The 24,644-nt window shown below is 45.4% G+C and carries 28 protein-coding genes, 1 riboswitch and 1 other annotated feature; of the genes, 3 read left to right on the top strand and 25 right to left on the bottom strand.

The window, feature by feature from the left end; translation table 11 throughout:
• Window positions 1–2: 2 nt before the first annotated feature.
• The 8 genes from B4U37_RS02580 to B4U37_RS22525 are packed head-to-tail and all read right to left on the bottom strand — an operon-like array spanning window position 3 to window position 4,635.
• Window positions 3–386, bottom strand: a complete 384-nt coding sequence (locus B4U37_RS02580) for a VOC family protein (protein ID WP_088016932.1) — start codon at window positions 384–386, stop codon at window positions 3–5.
• The gene (locus tag B4U37_RS02575; RefSeq protein ID WP_088016931.1) at window positions 361–939 is read right to left on the bottom strand and encodes a GNAT family N-acetyltransferase; all 579 of its coding nucleotides are present in this window, start codon (window positions 937–939) and stop codon (window positions 361–363) included. Before B4U37_RS02575 ends, B4U37_RS02580 begins: the two co-directional genes overlap by 26 nt.
• 23 nt (window positions 940–962) lie before the next feature.
• The gene (locus tag B4U37_RS02570) at window positions 963–1,691 is read right to left on the bottom strand and encodes a hypothetical protein (RefSeq protein ID WP_157663686.1); all 729 of its coding nucleotides are present in this window, start codon (window positions 1,689–1,691) and stop codon (window positions 963–965) included.
• Entirely contained in the window at window positions 1,624–2,184 is a 561-nt protein-coding gene (locus B4U37_RS02565; RefSeq protein ID WP_088016929.1) for a GNAT family N-acetyltransferase, read from the bottom strand. Before B4U37_RS02565 ends, B4U37_RS02570 begins: the two co-directional genes overlap by 68 nt.
• Window positions 2,185–2,196: 12 nt before the next feature.
• Window positions 2,197–2,976 (bottom strand): Cof-type HAD-IIB family hydrolase, encoded by a 780-nt coding sequence (locus B4U37_RS02560; protein WP_088016928.1) that lies wholly within the window; start codon window positions 2,974–2,976, stop codon window positions 2,197–2,199.
• Window positions 2,977–3,007: 31 nt separating this feature from the next.
• A complete protein-coding gene (locus tag B4U37_RS02555; protein WP_088016927.1) occupies window positions 3,008–3,367 on the bottom strand; it encodes a YybH family protein in 360 nt (119 codons plus the stop codon).
• Between the two features lie 2 nt (window positions 3,368–3,369).
• A complete protein-coding gene (locus tag B4U37_RS02550; protein WP_088016926.1) occupies window positions 3,370–4,473 on the bottom strand; it encodes a GNAT family N-acetyltransferase in 1,104 nt (367 codons plus the stop codon).
• Between the two features lie 33 nt (window positions 4,474–4,506).
• Window positions 4,507–4,635 carry a hypothetical protein gene (locus B4U37_RS22525; protein WP_281252769.1) on the bottom strand — a complete coding sequence of 43 codons (129 nt, stop codon included), beginning with the start codon at window positions 4,633–4,635 and terminating at the stop codon, window positions 4,507–4,509.
• Window positions 4,636–4,816: 181 nt separating this feature from the next.
• Between B4U37_RS22525 and B4U37_RS02545 the strand changes: the two genes are divergently transcribed.
• On the top strand, window positions 4,817–5,581 hold the full coding sequence (locus B4U37_RS02545) for a DeoR/GlpR family DNA-binding transcription regulator (protein ID WP_198317101.1): 765 nt from the start codon (window positions 4,817–4,819) through the stop codon (window positions 5,579–5,581).
• A 55-nt stretch (window positions 5,582–5,636) separates the two neighbouring features.
• On the opposite strand, the gene egtD is transcribed toward B4U37_RS02545, so the two are convergent.
• The 7 genes from egtD to proS form a co-directional block, all read right to left on the bottom strand.
• Window positions 5,637–6,599, bottom strand: a complete 963-nt coding sequence (gene egtD, locus B4U37_RS02540; RefSeq protein ID WP_088016924.1) for an L-histidine N(alpha)-methyltransferase — start codon at window positions 6,597–6,599, stop codon at window positions 5,637–5,639.
• On the bottom strand, window positions 6,596–7,861 hold the full coding sequence (gene egtB / locus B4U37_RS02535) for an ergothioneine biosynthesis protein EgtB (protein WP_088016923.1): 1,266 nt from the start codon (window positions 7,859–7,861) through the stop codon (window positions 6,596–6,598). Before egtB ends, egtD begins: the two co-directional genes overlap by 4 nt.
• A 24-nt stretch (window positions 7,862–7,885) precedes the next feature.
• Window positions 7,886–8,512, bottom strand: coding sequence for a flavodoxin family protein (locus B4U37_RS02530; RefSeq protein WP_088016922.1), 627 nt, complete (start codon window positions 8,510–8,512; stop codon window positions 7,886–7,888).
• A 355-nt stretch (window positions 8,513–8,867) separates the two neighbouring features.
• On the bottom strand, window positions 8,868–9,896 hold the full coding sequence (locus B4U37_RS02525; RefSeq protein ID WP_088016921.1) for a serine hydrolase domain-containing protein: 1,029 nt from the start codon (window positions 9,894–9,896) through the stop codon (window positions 8,868–8,870).
• 290 nt (window positions 9,897–10,186) lie between these two features.
• Window positions 10,187–10,948, bottom strand: coding sequence for a methyltransferase domain-containing protein (locus B4U37_RS02520; protein ID WP_088016920.1), 762 nt, complete (start codon window positions 10,946–10,948; stop codon window positions 10,187–10,189).
• A 610-nt stretch (window positions 10,949–11,558) separates the two neighbouring features.
• Complete coding sequence (locus tag B4U37_RS02515) at window positions 11,559–12,722, bottom strand: MalY/PatB family protein (protein ID WP_088016919.1); 1,164 nt, start codon at window positions 12,720–12,722, stop codon at window positions 11,559–11,561.
• A 21-nt stretch (window positions 12,723–12,743) separates the two neighbouring features.
• Entirely contained in the window at window positions 12,744–14,177 is a 1,434-nt protein-coding gene (gene proS / locus B4U37_RS02510) for a proline--tRNA ligase (protein ID WP_088016918.1), read from the bottom strand.
• A gap of 149 nt (window positions 14,178–14,326) precedes the next feature.
• Between proS and B4U37_RS02505 the strand changes: the two genes are divergently transcribed.
• Window positions 14,327–14,632, top strand: coding sequence for a transposase (locus B4U37_RS02505; protein ID WP_088016917.1), 306 nt, complete (start codon window positions 14,327–14,329; stop codon window positions 14,630–14,632).
• Entirely contained in the window at window positions 14,569–15,540 is a 972-nt protein-coding gene (locus B4U37_RS02500; RefSeq protein WP_157663874.1) for an IS3 family transposase, read from the top strand. Before B4U37_RS02505 ends, B4U37_RS02500 begins: the two co-directional genes overlap by 64 nt.
• 201 nt (window positions 15,541–15,741) lie before the next feature.
• Window positions 15,742–15,944: a binding site (T-box leader), on the bottom strand.
• Between the two features lie 142 nt (window positions 15,945–16,086).
• Here the strand turns inward: B4U37_RS02500 and B4U37_RS02495 are convergent.
• The 10 genes from B4U37_RS02495 to B4U37_RS22670 form a co-directional block, all read right to left on the bottom strand.
• On the bottom strand, window positions 16,087–16,689 hold the full coding sequence (locus B4U37_RS02495) for a precorrin-2 dehydrogenase/sirohydrochlorin ferrochelatase family protein (RefSeq protein WP_245840039.1): 603 nt from the start codon (window positions 16,687–16,689) through the stop codon (window positions 16,087–16,089).
• A 1-nt stretch (window position 16,690) separates the two neighbouring features.
• Complete coding sequence (locus B4U37_RS02490) at window positions 16,691–17,455, bottom strand: sirohydrochlorin chelatase (protein WP_088016914.1); 765 nt, start codon at window positions 17,453–17,455, stop codon at window positions 16,691–16,693.
• Between the two features lie 15 nt (window positions 17,456–17,470).
• On the bottom strand, window positions 17,471–18,247 hold the full coding sequence (cobA, locus tag B4U37_RS02485) for a uroporphyrinogen-III C-methyltransferase (protein ID WP_088016913.1): 777 nt from the start codon (window positions 18,245–18,247) through the stop codon (window positions 17,471–17,473).
• A gap of 3 nt (window positions 18,248–18,250) precedes the next feature.
• Window positions 18,251–18,469, bottom strand: a complete 219-nt coding sequence (locus B4U37_RS02480; protein WP_010191873.1) for a DUF3906 family protein — start codon at window positions 18,467–18,469, stop codon at window positions 18,251–18,253.
• Window positions 18,453–20,084: a nitrite/sulfite reductase gene (locus B4U37_RS02475; RefSeq protein ID WP_088016912.1), complete on the bottom strand. Its 1,632-nt coding sequence runs from the start codon at window positions 20,082–20,084 to the stop codon at window positions 18,453–18,455. Before B4U37_RS02475 ends, B4U37_RS02480 begins: the two co-directional genes overlap by 17 nt.
• A 15-nt stretch (window positions 20,085–20,099) precedes the next feature.
• Window positions 20,100–20,702, bottom strand: coding sequence for an adenylyl-sulfate kinase (cysC, locus tag B4U37_RS02470; protein WP_088016911.1), 603 nt, complete (start codon window positions 20,700–20,702; stop codon window positions 20,100–20,102).
• A gap of 15 nt (window positions 20,703–20,717) precedes the next feature.
• The gene (gene sat / locus B4U37_RS02465) at window positions 20,718–21,869 is read right to left on the bottom strand and encodes a sulfate adenylyltransferase (RefSeq protein ID WP_088016910.1); all 1,152 of its coding nucleotides are present in this window, start codon (window positions 21,867–21,869) and stop codon (window positions 20,718–20,720) included.
• 244 nt (window positions 21,870–22,113) lie between these two features.
• Entirely contained in the window at window positions 22,114–23,196 is a 1,083-nt protein-coding gene (locus tag B4U37_RS02460; RefSeq protein WP_088016909.1) for a sulfate permease, read from the bottom strand.
• A gap of 30 nt (window positions 23,197–23,226) precedes the next feature.
• Complete coding sequence (locus B4U37_RS02455; RefSeq protein WP_088020101.1) at window positions 23,227–23,943, bottom strand: phosphoadenylyl-sulfate reductase; 717 nt, start codon at window positions 23,941–23,943, stop codon at window positions 23,227–23,229.
• Window positions 23,944–24,064: 121 nt separating this feature from the next.
• Complete coding sequence (locus B4U37_RS22670) at window positions 24,065–24,166, bottom strand: YezD family protein (RefSeq protein WP_237665134.1); 102 nt, start codon at window positions 24,164–24,166, stop codon at window positions 24,065–24,067.
• A gap of 307 nt (window positions 24,167–24,473) precedes the next feature.
• Window positions 24,474–24,578, bottom strand: a riboswitch (SAM riboswitch).
• Window positions 24,579–24,644 lie beyond the last annotated feature (66 nt).

Here is a 24,644-nt window from a genome sequence, read left to right as displayed (position 1 = left end):
ACTTATAAATTCTCTCGCGTCGTCACCTGCTCCTCCTCAAAATAACAAACTCCAAGAATATACCCGTCAGGATCCTTAAATTCGAACGACAGAACTGTCCCGTAATCTATGACATCTTCTACCTGAACACCACTCTCCAGCAGCTTCTTATGCGCATCATAAATATCTGAAGAATAGAAGTTCAATAGACAATGAGATCCCGGTGTCACTTTCTCCGCCCGCACAAGCGTCAGAGGTGTCTCCCCCATCTCGATTGCTGCATATCCGTTTTCTACATCATGCCACCTGACCGAAAAGCCGAGTACCTCTGTGTACCACCCAATTGATCTCTCCATATTGGTAACCTCTAGAAATACCGTATCAATTCTTTTGAATAGTGCACTCATGCGTTCCCCTCCTCGCCATAAATTCTTCGTAAGTTTGTCCGAACAATAACACGTCATGGTAGCCTCCATCTGTATACACCATATTTCGCAAGCGTCCCTCTTCCACAAACCCGAGACGTTCATGCAACCTAACAGATCCTTCGTTAAAGGCGTACACATGTGCATTCACTTTTTGATACCTAAGTTCCCCGAAGAAATAGCGAAGCACAACCCGGATTGCATCACTCGCATATCCTTTCTTCCAATGCTCCCGAAAAATACTGACGCCGTAGCTGAACGTGCCGTTTTGCGGGTCGCAACTATTTGTGCTGATACTGCCGACAAGTTCACTGTTTAAGTTCTCAATCGCAAGCCTAAAGTTATGGCCATCCCAGCCCTTTTCCGACTCCCTTTCAGTCCATTTCTTTGTTCCTTCTTCCGACCTTGGTCCATAGATGGCATCATTTAATCTAGCAACCTCTGAATCCATTCCGTCCTGGTGAAACTTTTCCCAATCTGAAGACTGGATAGGCCGTAAACGTACAGCTGTACCTTCCCATATATGAAAAGCCATATTCCTTAACCTCCATTACACCTTTATCGTCGATATAACTTTAAATACTCCGCCAATTCCTCCGCACTATTAACCTTTGAAATGTCATCTTTATGCAGTTGGAGAGTCTTATTCTCAAAGCTTATTCCAAATTGATGCAGAGGAACTCCCATTTCTTTTAATTCCTGGAAAATAAGAAAAGCCCTCTGCATTTCAGTCTTACTGTTAGCGCTTGTTAGAAGGATTTTGTCCAAGGTAACACCTACTTCGACTTTTCCATACTTTTTGTACCCTCCCACCACTGGCTCCGTTGGCTCCGTTTCAGAAAAGACTAAATCAACCCCATAGTTTGTGGTACTAGGATAATGTTCTCTCACAATCGCCCCTATTTCCTCATTTGCCTCCGCACTCCAGGCCTCATAACGATACCCATCTTCGGTTTGTCCTGTATACCGATCCTGCCCCACATAAAACAAAAGTTCCGGATCGTCTTTTGCATAGGCATAAGCCTGATATTTTCTTGTATTAAAAAAATCAAAAGAGATTTCATCAATTACAAAATCCTTCTTATACTTTTCTTCCAAATACACTTCAAACGCCTGTTTGTTCGTCCAAAGCCCCCAAGGCGACCCCCAAAAGACAAATGACAGGAACAGGGCCAGGATGATTCCCCCTGACCCCCACCATAAAAATCTTCTCTTCAGCTTACATTCCTCCAGCTTTTCGTTTTTTCCAATCTTCCGCAAGCATTCCGTACACGGCATGATCGACATGATGATCATAAAGCCATTCCGCCTGACGGATTTCCCCTTCCAACGTAAATCCGAGTCGTTCTGGAATCGACCTGCTTTTCACGTTCTCCACAGCCGCACGAATATCGACTCGGTTCATACCAAGCTCCGTGATGGCATAGTCCGTCAAAGCTTCCGCCACCCTCGTCATGATGCCGTTCCCTTGATAATCCTTATCCAGCCAGTAACCGATATAGGCCACTTTGTTCGTCCAGTCGAGAGTGTTGTAGCTTGCCGAACCAACTATTTCGCCTTTGTAAAGGATCATCGACGTCATTGATTTATTTTCCGCATATCCTTGTCTCGTACCTTTTATAAAATTCCTGGAGTCCTCCACCTTCTTTGTAAAGTCCAGCCATGGCAACCACTCACGCAAATAGTCCCTGGAGTTGTCGGTCAACTCAAACAATCGCTCCGCATCTTTTTCTTCTGCTAGTTTCAAAGATAGTTCCTCATCAATTTTATGTATGAACATAGTTTTTTCCCCCTAAATGATTTGAAGTTTTTTCAATGCATATTCAATTCCATCTTCACTGGATTTCTTCGTAACAAAGTCAGCGACTGATTTCAACCTTTCACTGCCGTTGCCCATGGCGATACCGTAGCCAACCAACTCCAGCATGTCGATGTCATTCTCCCCGTCCCCAAATGCAACCGCCTCGGACTTGTCGATCCCGAAGTAGTTTAACAGTTTCATAATGGCGACAGATTTGGACACATCTTCTTGTAGGACGTTCAAAATGAAAGGGTGCCACCTTCTGAAAGTTAAGTGTGGGAATCTTTCTTTATATGGATCCATCATTTCTTCCGCAGCAAATAAGCACATGAGATAGACTTCCTGCTCCTTGCTATGGTCCATCTTAGAAAAATCCTCTAACCCAAGTACCCCTAGTGTTTCTTTCAACGCTTGGGCAATCCTCGGTTCCTCCACTTCGTTCATATGAAAGCCTTCCGTATAAAAAGAAAGTCCGTGTTTCTGTTCGGAAGCAAATTGAACCACTTCTTCCATCACCTGTTTGTCCAGAGGGATTTTATGAATGACCTCTTCTAGATGTTTGGCATATCCTCCATTAGCTGTGATGAATGTATCAATCCCGAGCTCCCGAATCTCCTTGCACATCGATAGCGGGCGGCCCGTTGCTGCTACCACAATAATTCCTTGCTCTTTTAACGTTTGAATAGCAGCCTTTGTTCTCTCTGAAATACTGCCATCCTCATGATGCGTGATGGTACCATCAATATCGAAAAATACTATTTTGCAGTTCATAACAATCCCCTTTTATAAACCATTTTTCTTTTTATCGGCTCAAATGCTCATGAATCAACTTCCATTCTTCCTTTTCTTTTACAAAGACATTAGTTGCACGCCCGCTGCCCGAGATGTACTCCCCGTTCATGTAACCTTCATAATGGAAGGTATAGAGGCAAGTGGCCGTGTGTTCATCCACCGCAATCCACTGCACATTCTTTGCCGAGTAGACTTCCTCTTTAATCGTGTCCCATGCGTTTTCAAAAAAAGCGCGGATTTCTTCCATGGTCGTACAGGATTTATTGGTAAACCAGTAAACGACATTTGTGTGGAGCAATTTTTCCACGTTATCAAAGTTGTGGGTGTTTGTTGCTTTTATGTATTGGCTTAATGCTGTTTCATAATCCATAATCATTCTCCTTTCATCTTCAGTTGATACACATACTGCTCTCCCATCCGCCCCATCACCCTTCTTCCACTGTCTTTGAACCCTGACCTCAAGTACACTCGCTGTGCATCTTCATTTCTTAGATTTACCGCCAACACCACCTCATCCACATAAGGGAAATTCCGCTCCACGTAATCAGGGAGAAGATCCAAGGATTTTCCTGCCACACCTTTACCCTGAAAAGGGACCGAAATGGAATATGCCCGTAAAAGAATCGCATTTGGGTTGTCTGTATATTTAGTAAGCTCCTCCCCCTGATATAAAACGAAAAATCCTGCAATCTGCCCTTTCTCTAAAATAACTATGGGATGCCTTCCCTTATCTGTTTCACAAGCTAATAACGCATCTTTGGGGTGTGAAGTGAATTCCAACTGACTTTCAGTGAGCTTATATTTTATTAGTTCTTCTAAGTGTTTTGGCTGATAGTTTTCTAGTTTTACCTCATTTAAACTACATGTTCTAATAAGCTCCTTAGCAAATTGGATCGTAACGTTCACTCTCTCTTTGTTTGTCGTAAAGCTTCGTTTTGGATTTCCTGTTCGTATATTGATTGCCTCTTGGATGAGGTCATGCCATTTCGATTCAAGTTCATGCAGTCCATACTCCCCTGCAGCTAGCTTTGAGATGATGTCCCGCTCCCTTAATGTGTACAATTGCCGCAGCAGCCCAAGGACTGTCCATTCCATTTCTTTTTCTACCTGTTGGACTGGATAGTCGATCAGTTCCTCTTTCCTCTTCTCCATGACAGAAACTCTCTTTGCCCAGTACTCGTTCATGTTTTTTCGTACATAGTTTGTTAGGTCTTCCGTTGTTACGTTAAGGGAGAGTTCTCCAACTGGCTGACCCAAGATTGTTACCCCTTTGTTTTTCAGCAACCACCATGTCACCGGGATATTATGCACCTCTTTGCCAAAGGACCCTTCATTATAAAAGTAACCCTCTGCAGCCAAGTTAGAAGATTGCACGTAAATGCCATCCAACTGCGGTTTTTTGCATGTTTCTGCAAGACTCAAGTGAATATCTTTTAATATAGCTGCATCTTCATTCGTCAGCTTCCGGCTTGTCACCGCAACGAAATCAATGTCACTTTCCCCTTCTAGCTACCCATCTATAGAGATGGATCCATGAAGATACAGTCCAACTAACAATCCTGGTAACTCTTTATTACACATATCTATAAAAAGATCTAAAACCTTTTGTACACTAACACTATCTGGAATCCTGTACATTTCTATCACCTTTTCTTTCAAAAATACGCATTCTACACTTTTCGACTCTTTGCATGTTTTATCCTTTTATAAACAGATAAACAGAATAAACAAGCATAAACACGCAATTATATATTGACTAAATAGGAATAAACATGAAATAATAGGAAAGAAGTTGAAACTAAACATTGGGGTGATGATTTTGTTTACTGATGAAAGACGGGGAGAAATTTTGAAAGTTTTAGAGCAGGATGGAAGAGTGTTGGCGAAGGATTTGGCTGATCAATTCAATATGTCTATAGATTCCATTCGCAGAGACCTTTCCATCATGGAAGAACAGGGATTATTGAAAAGAACACATGGAGGTGCGATTCCTGTAGCATCCGTTCGTACCATGCCACGCCCACCAGCGGAGCGTTTTGGGGACGGCACCGAACACCAGAATGCCATCGCAAAAATGGCTGCAGGCTATGTGAAAGCAAACCAAACCGTTTTTATCGGCGGAGCGTCGATTCATTATGTACTGCTAAAATATTTACCAAAGGATATTCCGTTCACGGTGCTGACCAATTCACTTGAAGTTGCTTATACTTTAAGTGGATCTGAAAATATCTCTACCTTTTTGATTGGTGGGAATGTGAAAAGCTCAGGTAACATTACCGATGCTTTGGCAAATGAATTCGCAAGACAGTTCACAGTAGATTTGTGCTTTTCCACGGCAGGGGCGCTTTCTGTAAAAGGTCTGAGCACTGCAACGCCGGAAGTCGCTATATTTTATAAGACGGTTTATGAAAATTCCAAGAAACTGGTCGCCATGTTTGAGCACACAAAGATCGGCCAGGAGATGTTTGCTGGCATGTATCCGACTGGAAAATTGGATGTGGTAATAACGGATTCGGAGACCGATAAGGAGAAAGTCGATGCCTTGAAGGCTGCCGGGGTAGAGGTTTTGGTTGCTGGAGTATAGATTTATAAAGGAAAAAAACAGTGCCGATTAACCTTCAGGCACTGTTTTCTAATGCTTACTTTTCTAAATAATGCACACTAAATTTCTCCTCAGCATCCGTCCACACTTTCCTCGGCTTGAAACCGCACTCCAATGCCATCGTCTGAAACTGACCAATGGAGTATTTATAAGAGTTTTCGGTGTGAATGGTTTCACCTTCTTGGAAGAAAAATTCGTTCTCTCCGATTTTCACGGTTTGATTTCTTTGGCTCTCAAGATGCATTTCAATTCTGCCTTGTTGCTCGTTATAGTAGGCAAGGTGCTCAAACTGATCTTCGTTAAAATTGGCCCCAAGCTCCCTGTTCATCCTGGTCAAAAGGTTAAGATTGAATGCAGCCGTAATGCCTTTCGCATCATCGTAAGCCCGTTCCAGTGTTACCGTATCCTTTTTCGTATCAACACCGATGAGGAATCCATCACCATCATCCAACAACTTTGCGGACTTCATTAGGAAATTCCGCACCTCCACCGGCTCGAAGTTACCGATTGTAGACCCGGGGAAAAAGATGACCTTCTTGCCTTCCGCCTCTAACGGCAAGGTCAGTGGTCCGGTGTAGTCCCCACAAACTGCTTTTATCTTAATGTGAGGGAAAAGCATCGCAAGCTCTAAGCTAGATTGGAAGAGATACTCCCGTGATATATCAATTGGTACATATTCTTTTAGACTTGCAAAATTGTGAAGCAACGCCTTGATTTTGTTGCTGCTTCCACTGCCATACTCAATCAGGGTGTGAACATCGCCAACAGCCAACGTAATTTCTTGGATCTTTTCGTTAAAGATCTTCATTTCCGTCCTCGTCGGATAGTACTCCTCAAGCTCCGTGATCAATTCAAACAATTCTGATCCCCTATGGTCATATAAAAACTTAGAGTAAATTGTTTTCACTGGAGCTGAGAGACCTTTTATGATTTCATCACGCATATTCTCTTTTTCTATATAAAAATCATAACTCTGAATATTATTTTCTAATAATCTCATAGCGCATCCTCCGCCATTCGGAATCCGCTGAACTGCCAGCGTTTGTCCGCCGGGAAGAAGTTGCGGTAGGTGTTTCGGATATGGTCTTGCGGGGTAGCACAGGATCCTCCGCGCAGCACCATCTGATTGCACATGAATTTAGCATTATATTCGCCAAGCGCCCCTTCAAGCGGCTTGCTGCCCGGGTATGGCGAGTAGGCGCTTGCCGTCCATTCCCACACATCGCCAAACATCCTGGACCCGGCTGTTTGCTTGGTTGCTGCAGGATGATAGTGGCCGGTGTCCATCGTATTCCCGTTTATCTCGAGATCTCTTGCCGCATGCTCCCATTCCGCCTCTGTAGGAAGACGTTTGCCTCTCCATCTGCTGAAGGCATCCGCCTCATAAAAGCTGACATGGACTACCGGTTCATTTGGGTCGAGTTTCTTCTTTCCTCCGAGTGTAAAGATAAACCACTCACCATCATTGTCCTTACTCCAATATAGCGGAGCCTGCCAGTCATTCTTTTTTACCGTATTCCAGCCGTCGGACAGCCAGTAATAAGGCTTCTGATAGCCGCCTGCTTTGATGAATTCCAGGTACTCACCGTTCGTGACAGGTTGATCAGCCAGCTTAAACGGCTCGAGCCACACTTTATGGTTCGGGCTTTCATTGTCAAAAGAAAAACCATCGCCGTTATGACCGATTTCAACGAGACCTCCGTCATAAGTGTGGTAGGAGGGTTCTCTTTTTACAGATGGTGCGGAGTTGGATTCTTTATAAACAGGGTGCAACGGATTAACGAAAAAGTTGTATTTTACATCCATTAAGATCAGCTCTTGGTGCTGCTGTTCATGCTGCATGCCGATTTCTATGAGGCTATAAATTTTGTCCGTTTGTTCGGACTTGCTTTCCTCGTGTTGCTCGAGCAAGTCCACTATATAATTATCGATAAAACTGCGGTATTGAAAGATGTCTTGGATGCTTGGTCTGGAGAGGACGCCGCGTTGATGCCTTGGCTGAAATGGCCCAACCGTCTCGTAATAGGAATTAAAAAGAAAATCGTACTTTGGATGGAATTCTCGGTAGTTTTCGAAATACTCTTTAAGGACAAAGCGCTCAAAGAACCACGTAGTGTGGGCCAGATGCCATTTTGGCGGACTGACATCTGGGTGTGATTGAATAATGAAATCTTCTGTTTCTAATGGTTGAACAAGCTTCATGGTGAGGTCACGCACATTCATAAATCGTTGTGATAATGATTTTATCGTTTGTGTTTCCATGGATACCGCCCCTTTTATTGGATTCTAGCTTTGTTCGACCACATTACCTTCTGCAGGGATTGGATTTTCTTTCAGCATGTTGGCAAAATGCTTTAGGTTATAGGCCATGATTTTGGCATGCTCCCTCGTGAAATCATTCTTATGTCCTTCCGCTTCAATATACGACTCTCCCGGTCCCGCTTCACCAACCCAGTATGTATCCACATTTGGCGGAATAGTAAAGCCCATATGTGTCAAGCCGGAAAGGATGGATGAGGCTGCATGCTTTGCGCCATCCTCGTTTCCTGTTATGACCACACCTCCCACCTTGTTATAGTAAATATATTGCCCTTTGTCGTTCGTTAGTCCACTTCCGCCATAAAGCCGCTCCATCACCATTGTTGCGACACTGCTCTTCTCACCAAGCCACAGCGGAGTCCCGATAATAAGAATGTCAGCACGCATTACCTTGTTGAACACTTCCGGCCACTCATCGCCATACCCTTCGTCCTCGCTAACACCGAATTTTATGTTGTAATCAGCTATTCTTACAATCTCAGATTCAACGTTTTCGTTGTTGAAGTGCTTGATGACCTCTTTCATAAGTGCTTCTGTATTAGATTCTTCGCTGGAAGATTTGAGTGAACAGTTAAGGAAAAGTGCTTTTGTCATGTTGGTGTTCCTCCTTTTGGGTGATTAAGTTGAAAATATTACTCTTTACCCTATTAAAGGAAAATGAAACGTAAAAAGATACATTTAGAGGGTGTTGTTTTGGTTAAGAGATTGTGAAGGGTGGGCGGGGATGCAGGTAGTTTTGAGGTTGTACAGCCATACATATGAGATTTTCAAGGTAATCTTTACATTTATCCAACAACTTTTGGATTTTATCCGCGAACTTTTAGATTTATCCGCGACTTTTTCATTTTATCCACGACTTTTGCCTAGATAACCGTCATTCGACACACATCGACACTTAGGAAATTAAAAAAGACATACCTGCAACTACCAGGTATGCCTCCCTCCTTATTTAAATACGGTCCTCAAGCAAGTACATCAGCTTGTGGGGGCCATGTTCCTTATTGGACGGAATCACTACGATTGTTTCTGAAGCCGGATAGTAGGCAGACGCAAAACTTACGCCCGGGTCATAACCCATGACATGATATTTTACGATTTTGTCTTCGGCCTTCTCCATCCACATTCCATAGCCATAGTAATCGTTATCATTATTCGTTTGAATCCATGGTGTCATCATTTTATCGAGCATTTCTTTGCTTAATAGCTTTCCATTCAGTAGGGACTGCCAAAGTTTTGCAAAGTCGCCTGCCGTAACATAAGCGCCACCGTCAGCACCGCCTTTTATCGGGATGGAGTAGCTGTTAGTTTTCCAAGTACCATCTTCTTTGTCAATGTACCCAAGAGCCGTCTTGGCAGGTAAAGAATCTAAAGAAAAGTAACCAGATTCCTCCATTTGTGCCGGCTTGAAGATGTGCTCCTCCACATAATCAGTAAAAGGAACCCGTGTTACCTTTTCAATAATTAACCCTAATACTATATAGCCTGCATTATTGTAATAGAATTTTTCTCCCGGGATGAATTTCATCAGTTGTTTCTGGAACAACGGTAGGAAATCCTCTAGTTCTCTCATGTGATACATTGGATTCTTCACCCAAAGCTCTTCAAAATCTTCCATTTCATCCTCGTCAAAGTAGTCAGGAATTCCGGATGAGTGTGTCAGCAACTGGTGAACTGTAACTTCTTCATCGAAAAGAGGAAAAGAATGATCCAACAAATTGCTTAATTTTGAATGGAACGATATGCTGCTGCCCCTCTCCACCAACTGACAAATGCCAATTGCCGTGAAAAGCTTACAGCCTGAAGCGATTCCGAATCTCGTATTGGTAGTGTTGGGAATGGCGTCTGACCGATTGCAGAAGCCGTGGGCACTAGTATGAATCACTCCGGTATCGTTCTCCACATGGATAACACCTGAAAAGTCTATTTCTTGTACCATGTTAGCTAAAATTGTTTCTAACTCTACGTTTTTTAGTTTCATTGAGATTAAACCCCTTTTTATCCTATTGGCTGGGGGGACGGGTGACAATATATATGCGGTTAAGGACTCAACATAAATTTTATCACACTATTTTGATAATTAGAGTGAGAACTCTCGCAGCATTTTGAAAGGCTTTCTACTTACTGTCGGAACCGAGGCATTTACTGTCGCAATTCGGTTGAATACTGTCCAAGTCGGGGCATTTACTGTCCGTTCCGAACCAAATACTGTCCAAAAACAATTCAATACATGCCAACCGACATGATTCGACAAACAATTAGATTACCCGGTTATATTCCTACCGCCCTCAACACAAACCGGTCCTGCTTGATATCCAAATACCCTGCCCGCTTTATTTTCAGGTGAAGCTCAAACAATAGATCCACGTAATCTTCCACACTGAAATCTACCACCTGCCACGGAATGGCCTTCAAATAGTAGATAAGTGCACCGATATCGTAAAAGCGCTGCACCGGGAATTCTTGTTTGCTAAGGAGAACCTTGAAACCGTGACCCTCCAATTGTTTGTGTGCAAATTCAAGGTTCCAATGAGCATACTCTTCATTAACCGGTGCACCGAGCAGTCTGTTGATATCCTGGCAATCGCTCCAGCCGACCTGCTGAGTCAGAAAAGTCCCTCCGTCTTGCAAAACTCTTCTAACCTCGCTCGGTTCGTACTCCTCGTGCTTATTGATGATCAGGTCAAAGTGCTTGTCTGGAAAACGCAACTGGTTGTCCGGCTCCACTTCGACCACCTTTACACCAAATGGTTCAAGTCTTCCTTTTGCTATAGGAAAGTTTGGTTTGTAGCCTTCCGTTGCACATACTCTCGGCGGAAATGGCTGCAGCTTGGAAAGCAGTTCTCCCCCACCTGTTCCCATATCGAGCATGGAAGTGGATTCTGCCATCAAAGTTTTCGCCATGCTGCCATATGACCAGGAAAGCATTCCAGATGCAAGGCGACCTGTTTCTGTTACATGGGAAAAATCCCATCCTGAAAAATCGGTTTCTGCTTCTTTTAAATAGTGTTGGAAAAGTTGATCTGTTTTCATTTAATTACCCTCCATTTTTAAGATTCAGTAGCTGGTGCCTGATAGGCTCGGAGGTCCGCGGATGCGGTTTTATATGTTGTGTTCTAGTAGATTCATTGTGTGGTCTCCTATTTTTCTTTTCTTTTAATATACCAAATATTTCAAATGTTTAAGTGGTTATTTCTAAATTTTTAAAGAGAGGGCTTTAAAATGGTTGATGAGGACTTCTCTCACTCAAATTCCAACCCACTCATGTCTTCATAGGCTCCATGAAGACATCTCTCACTCAAATTCCCGGCCACTCATGTCTTCATAACCTCCATGAAGACATCTCTCACTCAAATTCCCGGCCACTCATGTCTTCATAGCCTCCATGAAGACTTCTCTCACTCAAATTCCCGGCCACTCATGTCTTCATAGCCTCCATGAAGACATCTCTCACTCAGATTCCCGACCACTCATGTCTTCATAACCTCCATGAAGACATCTCTCACTCAAATTCCCGGCCACTCATGTCTTCATAACCTCCATGAAGACATCTCTCACTCGATATCCAGCCCACTCACGTCTTCATCCCCCCCTCAAAGTACTTTAAACCCACAACGAAAAAACCTGCCCGCAAAAATATGCGTCAGCAGGTCTCCCTTTCTTTTATAGCAGCCTTCATCCTTAGCAGCGCTTCCGTCAGCACCTCGCGAGGACAGGCAATATTTATGCGTTCAAACCCTTGGCCTCCTGCGCCGAACTTCATTCCTTCATCTAAGCGGACTCCCGCTTTTTCCAAAAAGAAGGTGTGCAACTCATCAGCAGGAATTCCAAGTTCCCGGCAATCCAACCAAATTAGATGAGTTGCCTCTGGTTTCACTACTTTTATAGAAGGAATATGCTCTTCTAAGTAGGTGCAGACGTACTCCAAGTTAGCGTTCAAATATTCTTTCACCTCTTGCAGCCACGGCAATCCTTTATAGTAGGCAGCGATGGTTCCTTCTACGGCGAATGCGTTGGGGCGCATCAACCCAAATCCGGTTAACAATGTTTCATAATGCTCTCTGATCTCTTTGTTGGGTATGAGGAAAATAGAACTTTGCATTCCGGCAATGTTGAACGTCTTGCTCGGTGCCGCGCAGGTGATGGAAAAGTCCAGATGGTCCGGATGTACTTTTGCAAATGGGATATGCTTATGCCCAGGATAAGTCAGGTCACCATGCATTTCGTCCGAGATGACAATCACTCCATGCTTTTCACAAATCTCCCCAATCCTTCGTAACTCTTCATGAGTCCAAACCCTGCCGACCGGATTGTGCGGGCTGCAGAGGATGAACACCTTTGTTTCAGGCTGGGCTGCTTTCTCTTCAAAGTCCTCAAAATCCATTTTATAGCCGTCCTCCGAATAGAGGAGGGAATTATGCAAGATGGTGCAACCTTGTGTTTGGATGGCAGAAAAGAAAGGATAATACACAGGATCTTGCACGATTACCGCGTCACCCGGTTTCGTTAACGCCTTCAGCAAAAGGTTCATCCCGGGGATAATGCCAGGGCTGAACGAGATCCACTCCCGCTTCAGCTCCCAGTCGTACTGTGTTTTCCACCAATATTCAACTGCGTCATAGTACCTGGCACAAAACGTGCTGTAGCCATAAATACCGTGCGTCGCTTTTTGGCTGATTGCGCTGACAATTTCTTCTGAAACTTGAAAGTCCATATCTGCGATGCAAAGCGGGATGATGTCTTGATCTTCGATGAACCATTTGACAGAATGCGTCTTTCTGCGGTCGATGAATTTTTCCAGTTGCATGGCTTTCTCCCCTTACTCGGTCTAGTATGCTTTAGCCCAATATACCATATGTTTCGCTTCTTTTCCGCAACACACACAAGTTTTGGCTACCTGTTCTTGTTCAAATGGCATACAACGGGACGTCGCGCTTGTTTCTTCTTTTATTTTGTCCTCACACGCTTGATCGCCGCACCACATGGCTTTGATGAAGCCGCCTTTTTCTTCGATTTGCTCTTTAAAGGCGTCGAAAGTCATGGCCACATTCGTTTTGGTTTCGCGGTGGGAACGTGCTTTTTCTAAAAGGTTTTTCTGGATATCTTCAAGGATTTGCTGAATCTTCGCTTCCAGTCCTTCCATAGGTGTAATCAATTTCTCCCCGGTGTCACGGCGGACAAGGACAACTTGTTGTTGTTCAATATCTCGTGGCCCCGCTTCGAGTCTTAGTGGAATTCCCTTCATTTCGTACTCGTTAAATTTCCAGCCCGGCTTTTTGTCGCTGGCGTCAATTCCCACGCGAATGGTTTTAGCCAGTTTTTCTTTTAAATCATAAGCAAAATCAAGGACGCCTTCTTTGTGTTGAGCAATTGGGACAATCATCACCTGCGTTGGCGCAACCCTTGGAGGAACAACTAAACCTCGGTCATCACCGTGGACCATGATCATGGCTCCAATGATACGGGTGGTAAAGCCCCAAGAAGTTTGCTGCACATATTCCTGCTTGCCTTCACGGTTTAAAAATTGAATGCCGAACGCTTTGGCAAAACCGTCCCCAAGATGATGAGATGTGGCTGACTGCAATGCTTTGCCGTCATGCATCAAGCTTTCGATCGTGTAGGTGTATTTCGCTCCGGCGAATTTTTCTTTTTCCGTTTTCTGCCCTTTGATGACAGGAATGGCCAGGATGTTCTCACAGATTTCCGCGTAAACATTGAGCATTTTCACGGTTTCTTCGTGTGCCTGTTCGTCTGTCTCATGACAGGTGTGTCCTTCTTGCCAAAGGAATTCAAGCGTTCTCAGAAACGGTCTAGTTGTTTTTTCCCATCGCACCACATTTGCCCACTGGTTGTAAAGCTTTGGCAGGTCGCGGTAGGAATGGATGATGTTTTTGTAATGCTCGCCGAAAAGCACTTCAGAAGTTGGGCGGACCACTAAGCGTTCTTGTAGCTTTTCGTCTCCACCGTGTGTAACCCACGCTACTTCCGGTGCGAAGCCTTCGATGTGATCCTTTTCTTTTTGCAGAAGACTTTCCGGTATGAAAAGAGGCATATAGACATTTTCGTGACCGGTTTCTTTGATCCGTTTGTCGAGCGCGTCTTTAATGTTTTCCCATAGTGCGTAGCCGTACGGGCGGATGATCATGCTGCCGCGGACGCTAGAGTAGTCGACAAGTTCTGCTTTGGTGACGACATCTGTGTACCATTGGGCGAAGTCTTCGTCCATATTAGTGATTTTTTCTACAAAATTTTTGTTAGACATGTGAGTTTGCTCCTTTTTTGAAAAGTTCGTGCCGAAATGACCTGAGTTCGTGCTGAAATGGCTCGAGTTCTGGATGTAGTATAAAAAGTGGACACACCTATTGGCGTCATGATTTAATCATAATCAACAATAAAAAGGACGTGTTAATCATGGCAAAATACAAATCCTACTCCCCAGAATTCAAGGAATTTGTAGTGAAACAAATTGAATTAGACGGACATAAAATAGTCGATGTGAGCCAAAACCTAGATATTCCTTATGATACCCTACAAAAATGGTTAAAGAAGTACCGGGATCAGAAGAAAGCAGAAGAAAAAAATGCTCAAAATCAACTACTAACAGCTACAGAATACAGAGAAATGTTTGAAGCAGAAAGAAAAAGTAAACTTGAATTAGAAGAAGAGTTAACGATCTTAAAAAAGGCCATGCACATCTTCACGCAAGAAAAGAAGTAAGGTTTGCGTTTATTCATTCCCATCGGGATGAACACACTGTAGTGATGATGTGCAGAGCCCTTGGTGTGACTACATCTGGATACTATTTGTATGTGAAACGGTTAGAACGAGAAGAAACGGAACGAGAACAGTGGAGAAGGCAACTTGATGACCGTATCCGTTTTCATTTTTATGACAATCTAGAGACGTATGGAAGTGTGAGAATACATCAAAAGTTAGTAGACTATGACGATTTTAATGTATCAGCTAGTACAGTAGCCAAGCGAATGAAGGTACTAGGACTGTATGCCACTCCGCCTAAGAGTTTCATTGCCACTACAGATTCTGATCACTCTAACCGAACGTTTAAAAACAACTTGAAACAAGCGTTTAACCCAGAGGCCCCAAATATGGTTTGGGTCACTGATATCACGTATATTTCTACCATGGAAGGTTTCATCTATTTCAATCCAATTCTAGACTTATTTGGACGAAAAGTTATTAGTTATTCAATGTGCGACCGAATGGATCGTAGTTTACCTCTTCGAGCGTTAAAGGAGGCAATAAAATTAAGGGAACCGAAAAAAGGTTGGATCCACCATTCAGATAGAGGGTCGCAGTACTGTTCCAAAGATTACATCGACGTCCTAGAAGATGCCAAAGCAAAGATCAGTATGAGTAGGAAAGCCACTCCATACGACAATGCTTGTGCGGAATCATTCTTTGCCTCCATGAAAAAAGAATACTTGAATAAATTTCGTTTCACCACAAAAGCAGAGGCTATGGCAGCTGTGCAATTTTATGTGGAGTTTTACAACAGAAAAAGAATCCATTCAACCCTAGAATACGCCACACCAAATGAGTACGAAATGGCGTATGAAATGGCACAACAAAAGGATGCCAATTTGGGTCGTAAAACCTCTGCATAAAGAAACAATGTGAACTTTATTGTTTGTTTATGTAGAGGCGTGCAAGCGTAGTGGAACACGGAGCGCGGAAGGAAAAAAGTACGCCAATTCAAGGCATATAAGTGTCCATTTTCTTGACAGAAGTCCAGTTCGTGCCAAAACACCCCGAGTTCGTGCCAAACCCACCTTTCAGCCATCAAAATAAAAAAAGCCCCGCTAAAAATAAGGGACCATTTCTGGCGGTACCACCCTCATTCAAAGCAAAGCTTCACTCTCTTTCATGGTAACGGTTTTGAACCGCTGCACCGTTTCTGATGCAGAACTCTGAGGCAGGTTCAAATGCTCATCTATGGCTGCCTCTCACCACTCGGCACCCTCTCTTGGATAGACAAAATCATTTTACTGGTCCTCTTCGACGTTTGATATTGAGAAGATTATATAGGTTTGTTGGAAAATTTGTCAATCTATTATTTTACTAGTATACGTCAATTTTTGAATCTTAAACTTCTTTCACACAGAAAAAGCGCCCGTACAATCCGACAAGTACGACCGCTTTTCACACAAATTCTATGATATCAACCTTTGCTTCAAACGCAACAACTCCCCCAGTTTCTCCCCCCTAGCCTTTTCATCCAACCGGTACTTATCCTCCAAGATCCCCCAAAGCAGCTCCCCTTTTTCTTCAAAAGACAACGGCAGCCGCTTTACCACCTCCCGATATTCTGCCAGAAATTCCGTATAAGAAATCCAGGAAAAATCGAACTGTTCCTCAAGCTCTCTTTTCAACTTACGTGTCAATTTCGGACTCGATCCGTTGGAAGTGACGGCGATCTGCAGATTTCCGCGCCTCACGGTGGCCGGGAAGGTGACGTTACCTTCACCCGACTCGTCTACGACACAAACGAGCTGTGACTCCCGCAATCCGCGAACCAAAGAGGCGTTCACCTCTCTGTTGTTCGTCGCCAAGATTGCCAGAAAAGCTTCCGCAAAATCTTCCGCCTCCGCTCCCCGCTCCACCAGCCGGTAACCCCTTAATACAGACAACTCCCGCACTTCCTCTGAAAATTCCGGTGCGATAAACGTGATATTCGCCCGCTCCGCATCCAGGACCTTTGCTTTCCGTGCTGCAATCCTCCCGCCACCGGCTATGACTACCTTCTTTCCCTTCAAATCAATGATTAACGGTTGCAACGCTCGTCTCCTCCTTTCCTGAAACAGTAGCCCGCTCCACGACAATATCCTGAATTACCTCGTGGCGGCTCAACGGTTCAATCAACAGGATATCCTGTCCCCTAAGCTTCCTTTTCCGGACTTCCCGCTCTACTTCACTTAACAACAAGCCAGCGAACAATAGATACGGCACCACCAGCACCCGGCCAGCTGCGTCAGAACTAATCGATTCTATGCCTTCAGCGAATAATGGTGTGGTGACCGCCAAATAACAGACATCCACTCGTGACACCCCAAGCCGCTCACCAACCCCCGTCCTTATCTGTGAAAAAGCCTCATGAATGGCGGAATCACTACTCCCCCTGCCAACCAGTAAAACAGAATCCTCCGCATCCACCTGCCCAACAGTCGCTCTCACTAATTCACTGATCGCATCCACGATCCGCTCCTGCACCCCAAATGCAGAGGCAACATCCACTCTTACATTCGGATATTTCAAGCGCAACCCCGCTAGCGCTTCCGGTATGTCCTCTTTTATATGCCCTGCTGTTAAAAGAAAGATGGGAACGACGGTGATTTCGGTCGCTCCCTTTGCCACACAGCGTTCGAATCCTTCCGGGATAAATGGCTCGGTCAGTTCCAGAAAGCTGATTTCCTGAATTGGTGCATCCACTCTGGCAATCACCCGCCCCAAGAATTCTTTCGCTTCCTCCGCGCCTTTTCTCGACCTCGTTCCATGTCCCACATATAAAATGGCTCTAGTCACATTAGCCCCTCCCTTCTAACCGTGCACAACCGGCAGATGAGGCACGACCTCTTCTTCAAACCAGTTCAGTTTTTCATGGAGCTTCACCACTTCCCCAATTACAATCATGCTTGGATTGGAGATGTTGGCATCCTTCACTTTTCGCTCGATGTTGGCAAGCGTGCCGACGACTGTCCGCTGTTCATGTAAAGTTCCCCAGTGTACAAGGGCAATTGGTGTTTTAGAAGACTTCCCATTCTCCTGCAGACGTTTAAGTATATTTGGCAGCTGGGACACACCCATGTAAACACAGATTGTATCCACCGCATGCGCAAGGTTTGCCCATTGATGCTCGGCTTCCTTGTCGCCTGCCTGGTGTCCAGTAACGAATGCGAAACTTTTGCTCAAGGTCCTGTGGGTAACAGGAATGCCTGCGTAAGCAGCCGCTCCGATCCCAGCGGTAATTCCCGGTATGACTTCAAAAGGGACATCCTGCTTGAAGCATTCCTCTGCCTCCTCGCCACCACGGCCGAACACAAAGGGATCACCACCCTTTAAGCGCACGACCTGCAACCCTTTTTTCGCATATTTCACAAGAAAATGATTGATCGTTTCCTGCTTCATCGTATGGTAATGAGGCAGCTTTCCGCAGTAGACAAGCTGCGCCTCTTTTTTTGCATAGTTTAGTAGTTCCGGGTTCACCAGGCGATCATAAAGAATGACATCCGCCTGCTCAAGTAGGCGCAACCCCTTCACTGTAATCAAATCGGGATCCCCAGGACCCGTTCCCACCAAATATACTTTTCCGGTCATACGCTACCACCCTTTCTCCTCTGGATCTAAAATATAGCCACTCTTCTTTCCAAGACGTTTTTTCTCTCGTAAAATAACTTCTTTTACTTCGGGCTCTTTCAAATAAAATTTCTCGAGCTCCACATCCAGGTGTTCAAAAGCCGCTTCATCATTCTCTGCAAAGATGACGGATACAATTTCCTTGGCCTCTATCGTTACGTCGAATCTATACAGATATGCCATCGGTTTCTTTTCCTAAAATAGTATCTAGTACGCCTTGCAAAGTGGATACCCCCACACGTCCGACAAAATCAAAGAAGGATTCTCCTTTTGTTTTCTGGTCACGGAAGTAGATTAGTAGCTCTTCAAGGACATCCGTCAATTCCTCTGCCGCCACTTTCCCCTTCAGCTTTTCATTGAACTTGCCGCCCTTGTTCAGAGTACCGCCGACATAAATCTCATAGGCTTCGATCATCTCTTTTTGCTCATTTCGCATCTTCATCCCCTGCAGGCCGATATCGGCAATCTGACGCTGACCGCATGAGTTCGGGCAGCCGACCATATGCGTGCGGATTGGAACGTCCAAGCTGATGCGCTGATCAAGTTCCTCTGCAATAAGGCGCATGCGCTCCTTCGTTTCTACTAAGGCCAGGTTGCAATACTCGATACCGGTGCACGAAACCGCATGCCCGAGAAAGGAGTTCGGATTGATGGAAATGCGTTCGAAAATCGGCGCTTTTAACAGCGTCTCCACGTTTTCCGCCAGGATGTTCGGAATAATGAGATTCTGAGAGTTACAGGTTCTGATCTCCCCGTTTCCGTACTTTCCTGATATTCTCGCAAGCTCAAAAACTTCTTCGGAATCCAGTCGCCCGACGGGTACATTGAAGCCGAGGAACTTCAAGCCCTCTTGCTTTTGGTCATGGATGCCGTAAAAGTAACCCGCGTTCCATTCTTCTTTTGGCTCATCGCCTTTGGAAGGTAGCGGACCCGTGTACTCTAGCAGCTTCTCCTTGAACTTTTCCGGCCCCCAATCAGCAATTAAAAATTTCAAGCGGGCAAGATGGCGCTTTTCACGATACCCGAAATCTCGGAAAATCGTCGTGACGGCAATGGCGACTTCAAGCGTTCTCTCCGGTTCCACAAACACATCGATGGTCTCTGCCAGAAACGGTCTGGAGGAAAGTCCGCCGCCGACTTTCAGGTGGAAGCCACTTTTTGTAACACCATCTATCGTTTTTGTCGCCGGTGTAAAAGAAACACAGTTGATTTCGGCGTTGGACGCATTTTTCGTATTGGCACTGATGGACATCTTGTATTTTCGCGGCAGGTTGGAGAAGTCCTCATTCTTTTGAAAGAAATCATAGACCTCTTTTACAATCGCCGTTGTGTCAAAAAGTTCGTCAGGATCAAGACCCGCAATCGGGTTGCCGACTATGGTACGGGTGATATCCCCGCACGCCCCTGCACTGGATAGTCCCACTGCTTCAAGACGATTGAAGATGTCTGGGATCTGCTCGATTTCCAACCAGTGAAACTGAATCGCCTGACGTGTGGTGATGTCAAACACGCCACGGCCGTAGTCGCGCGCGATGCCTGCCAGTGTTTCGACCTGAGGCTTGGTGAGGATGCCGGATGGAACATTGACCCTCATCATGAAGTAGCCGTCCTCTTTGGGTCGTTGCAGATAAAGCCCTGCCCACTTGAACAAGTCCCATTGCTCCTTAGGGATCGAATCGAATCCATTTTTCGCATAATGAGGGATGTCATCGAGTATTCGGAGACCATCCTTCTCCAGTTTTGCTTTTTCCGTTTTATTGATTTTTTCGTTGTCGGCCCAGTGTTTTACATATGCCATAAGTGCAACCCCTTTCTAGATAATTTTTTGATTTCTTAAGTACTGGAGTATCGTGCTGACAGCTTCCTCCACGGTCTGTGTGCCGGATTCTATATTTATTTCAGCTTGTGGCGGCTTCTCGTAGGGGGAATCAATGCCTGTAAAGTCCTTGATTTCCCCGCGTCTCGCCTTCTCATACAGTTGTTTCGGATCTCTCTTTTCACATTCTTCTAGCGGGCAATCCACGAACACTTCGATGAACTCCCCCGCTTCAAACAGCTTTCTCACCTGATCCCTGTCTGCTTGGAATGGCGAGATGAACGCGGTCGTCACAATCTTGCCGCTGTCCACGAAAAGCTTTGCCACTTCCCCGATGCGACGTATGTTTTCATTGCGGTCCGCATCTGAAAATCCTAGGTCCTTATTGAGTCCATGGCGCACATTGTCACCGTCGAGAACATACTCATTAATGCTTTGGCGGTATAATTCCGTGGAAACGGCGTTTGCGATAGTCGATTTTCCGGATCCAGAAAGACCGGTGAACCAAAGGACGCAGCTGCCATGCCCGTTCTGTGCCCGGCGCTCCTCTTTTGTGATCGTCTGTTCGTGCCAAGTGATGTTGGTTGCTTTTGCACTCATTTTTAATTTCCTCCCTTATACGGCCGCTGTTTTCTGTTGTTTTAGTCCGTCAATCAAGACTTCGATAACCTCTTTTCGACTGAAGGTGGACGGTGGCAGCTCTCCTGCTCTCAGCAGCTCCCTCACCTTCGTTCCTGACAATATCACTCTGTCTGTTGGTGGATGTGGGCACGTTTTATCAGAAGCCATGCCCTCGCATTTATTGCAGTAAAAGCTATGCTCGAAAAATAATGGTTTGATGCCAAGCTCTTCTTCAGTGAACTGATGGAAAATATGCTGCGCATCATAGGTGCCGTAATAGTCGCCGACCCCCGCGTGATCCCGCCCGACAATGAAATGGGTGCAGCCGAAATTTTTTCTCGCAATGGCGTGGAAGATTGCTTCCCTCGGTCCGGCATAGCGCATCGCAGCTGGGTAAACTGCAAGCTCGACACGGTCTGTTGGATAGTAGTTTTCTAAGAGTACGCGATAGCTTCTAAGGCGGACATCCGCCGGAATGTCATCTGATTTTGTCTCGCCCACGAGTGGATTGAGGAAAAGTCCATCTACCGTTTCAAGGGCCGCTTTTTGAATGTATTCGTGTGCACGGTGGACAGGATTTCTCGTTTGAAAGCCGACGACTGTTTTCCAGCCTTTTTGCTGGAAAAGTTCACGGGTTTCTTTAGGTTCTAGCCAAACATCTTGGGCTACACCTTTGTTTGGTTTTTGCGTCAGGATTACTTCCCCCGCGACGTAAATGTCGCCCCTTTCGAAAAGTCGTTTGACCCCGGGGTGTGCGAGCTCTTCCGTTTTATAGACTTCGCGGGCTTCTTTTTGTAGGTCAGGCTCATACCACTCGGTGACCGTGATGATTCCGTATGTGGCTTGTTGGTGGGTCAGCTTGTAGGTTTCTCCTTGTTGTAAGGTGTTGGCGACTTCTTTGGTGACCGGCAGTGTGACCGGGACCGACCAGATGGTGCCGCTTTCTAGTCGCAGGTTTTCCACGACAGATTCGTAGTCCGATTTTGTGAGGAATCCTGTGAGCGGACTGAAGAGCCCGACTCCGATGAGCTCCAGATCGCTTAAGGCGATGGCATCGATTTGGATTTCTTTTGTTATGTTGGTTGTGTCATGGTTTGGTTGGTAGGCCTGCACAAGCGTGCCGCCATGTGGTTTTGGTAAGGTCATTATTTGTTTACCTCGCTTTTTTGTAGTTTTTTAGTGATTTGAAATCGTTCGGACAACTTTAGGATATGTTCGGACATAATCACTGCCATTTGGGTTGCTGTTCGGTCATTTAAAAATTGGTTCGGAAAATTTAACGAAATCTTCGGTCACTTTCAGCGAAACTTCGTACATTTGCTATTTGTTCTGAGAGCCATTCATTTGCCCGGCCGTCACAACCCGCACAGAAACCGAAATCCCCACTCCGTCACTCCTCGCTCCCAGCTGACACCACCGCCGCCCCGGAACCACTTCCAGATCCGCCCGTTCGCTGCATCAAAAACTTCACCCCGAACACTGACACCAGCACCCCGATCATCGCAATCACAGGATACACATTCTGCTCAATCAACAGCTGTATCAGCGTGTAGGAAAGAACCATTGATAACACCGGCGAAACGACCCACACCACCAGAAGCTGCACGACAATGTCTTTTTTCAAAACAGACCGTCCTTGCTTTACAAAGCCGATCCCGATAATCGATGACGTCGTGATCTGAGTCAGTGGCACCGGAATCCCAAACACCGAGGCGACGGTGACAATCCCGGCACCTGTCCCGGAAATGACGCATCCTTCCTCCAGCCGAAGCTTCGTAATCTTCTTGCCGTTCGTTTCCATGACGCGATGGCCGAGCAGCAGTGCGCCTAAAGCCACAAACAAACCTCCCCAGAGAATTCCCTGGCTGGTGCTCATGATACCCGCTCCAACAAGCGGTCCCACTGCATTTGCGACATTGTTCATACCAGCTGAGAATGCTTCGAACACTCCCATCACCACGACTAGCACGGACAAAATCGGAACGGCCCTAGAAGATTTCACCCAGCGATCGATCACGCTATTTTTCAGCACCCATGTAGCACCGATTGCGAGCAGAAACGCCAGAACCGGAGTCAACAGCCAGAACGAAACAATCCAGGCGAGCTTTCCGACAAACACTGATTGATAGACAATTCCGGCACCGACCACTGCACCGACTATTACTTCACTGGTGGAAAGCGGGATGCCAAATACATTGGCTAAAAATAAAGACAGGGCCGCAGATGCAATCACGATCAGGGCAATGGCCACCGTAAAGGTACTCTGTGGGACAATGCCGCTTCCCATCGTCTTAACGACTTCACCACCGCCGAGCCACGCCCCAAAGAACACCGCAATCCCGCATAGTACCAAGGCCACATTCCTTTTAACAACTCCTGCACCATAGGCAATTCCCATGGATGCTGCCGCACCGCTCGCCCCGATATTCATGGCGAAAAATAGACCAACGATGACAGCTATGATAACTAACATGTTTTTTCCTCCTCCACTTCACAACCAGCCTTAATTTGTATGCAGGCCGCACTCCGTCTTCCCGCTCCCCGCCCAACGGCCAGCACGGGAATCACCTTCCACACCGACTGCCTGGGTACAGGGAAAACAGCCGATGCTTGGATAGCCATGATCGTGGAGCTCGTTATACGGAAGTCCCCGGCTTCGAATATGATTCCAAACATCTTCCCATGTCCAGTGGATGAGCGGACAAATCTTGATGTTTTGAAATTTGTCATCTTGGTTGAGGAAATTCGTGCCTGCACGCGTTGGTGACTGCTCCCTTCTCAGGCCGGAGATCCAGGCCATTCTTGGCAAGAATGCTTCTCTTAATGGCTCGACCTTGCGGATTTGACAGCACTGTCCGGGATTTCTTTTCCAAAGAGCCGTGCCATGCGCTGCAGCTTGCTCATCCAAGGTGAGCGCAGGTTTCCTCTTTTCAATCTGTAAAGTTGGGTATCTACTTTCTATCTGTTCAATGACCTTGTAGGTTTCTGGAAAATGCAAGTCGGTATCTAAAAAAACAATTTGCGCATCGGGCTTTACTTCTTGGATCAGGTCGATTAATACCACCGCCTCGGCCCCAAAGCTTGAGGCATAAATGATTTCATCGGATTCATAAGTTCCAAACGCCCATTTTAAAACAGCTTTGGCCCCTTTTGAGTCATCATCGACCACAAAGGTGGACGAGATCTCCTCCCAGTTTTCGTACGTTATTTTCTGCGTCATGGTGTAACGGCTCCTTTCTTTTCCAACGAAAAAAGGCAGTCCCTTTACAGGTGCTGGCTGGTTGTTCCAAGCCAAGCATCATGTAAAGTGACCGCCTCCAGTTTGTCTGGTCAGCGAGTATTTATTTTTTCTGAAGGCGAACCTTCTCGTTTTTTTCTATTTGAATGACTTTTCCATCCTGTACGACTAGGGTGATAGATCCAAATTTGATAGACTGCAGCATTCTTTCCAAGTGGGTCACAACGTCTTCCCATTCTGATTTTGCCAGTTGGCTCGCCTCCATTTCACCAAATAAAAAGCTGTTTTCGTAAACCTTGTTGCTGTTTCGCATAGTTATTTTAGCGATAATATTACTTACTGTCGTGCTCTTTTCTCTGTCATATAAAGCTTACTTCTTGCTATTTCTAGAGTAATTAAGAAGTAAAAAGTCTAATTGCCGTCTTTTTACAGTGAATCACAACAACCTTTGAGAAAAGAGCCAATAAAAACGCCTCTCCCATTATGGAAAAGGCGCATCGTATGTATACTGCACCTTATCTTCCAAAATGGGTATCCATTTTGCTGGAATTGGCACCTTGCTGTTCGCAGGTTGCCGGGCTTCAACGGGCCAGTCCCTCAGCCGCTCTAGATAAGCGTCGATTCATTTGTTGTTTTTGATAAAATTAATCCTACCATACTTATATGAATTGTCAACAATGTTA

Origin of the sequence: Sutcliffiella horikoshii, from assembly GCF_002157855.1 — a bacterium.
GTDB classification, from domain to species: Bacteria; Bacillota; Bacilli; order Bacillales; family Bacillaceae_I; genus Sutcliffiella_A; species Sutcliffiella_A horikoshii_C.
The sequence above is the reverse complement of the archived record's forward strand: the minus strand, read 5'-3'. Positions and strand labels throughout refer to the sequence as shown.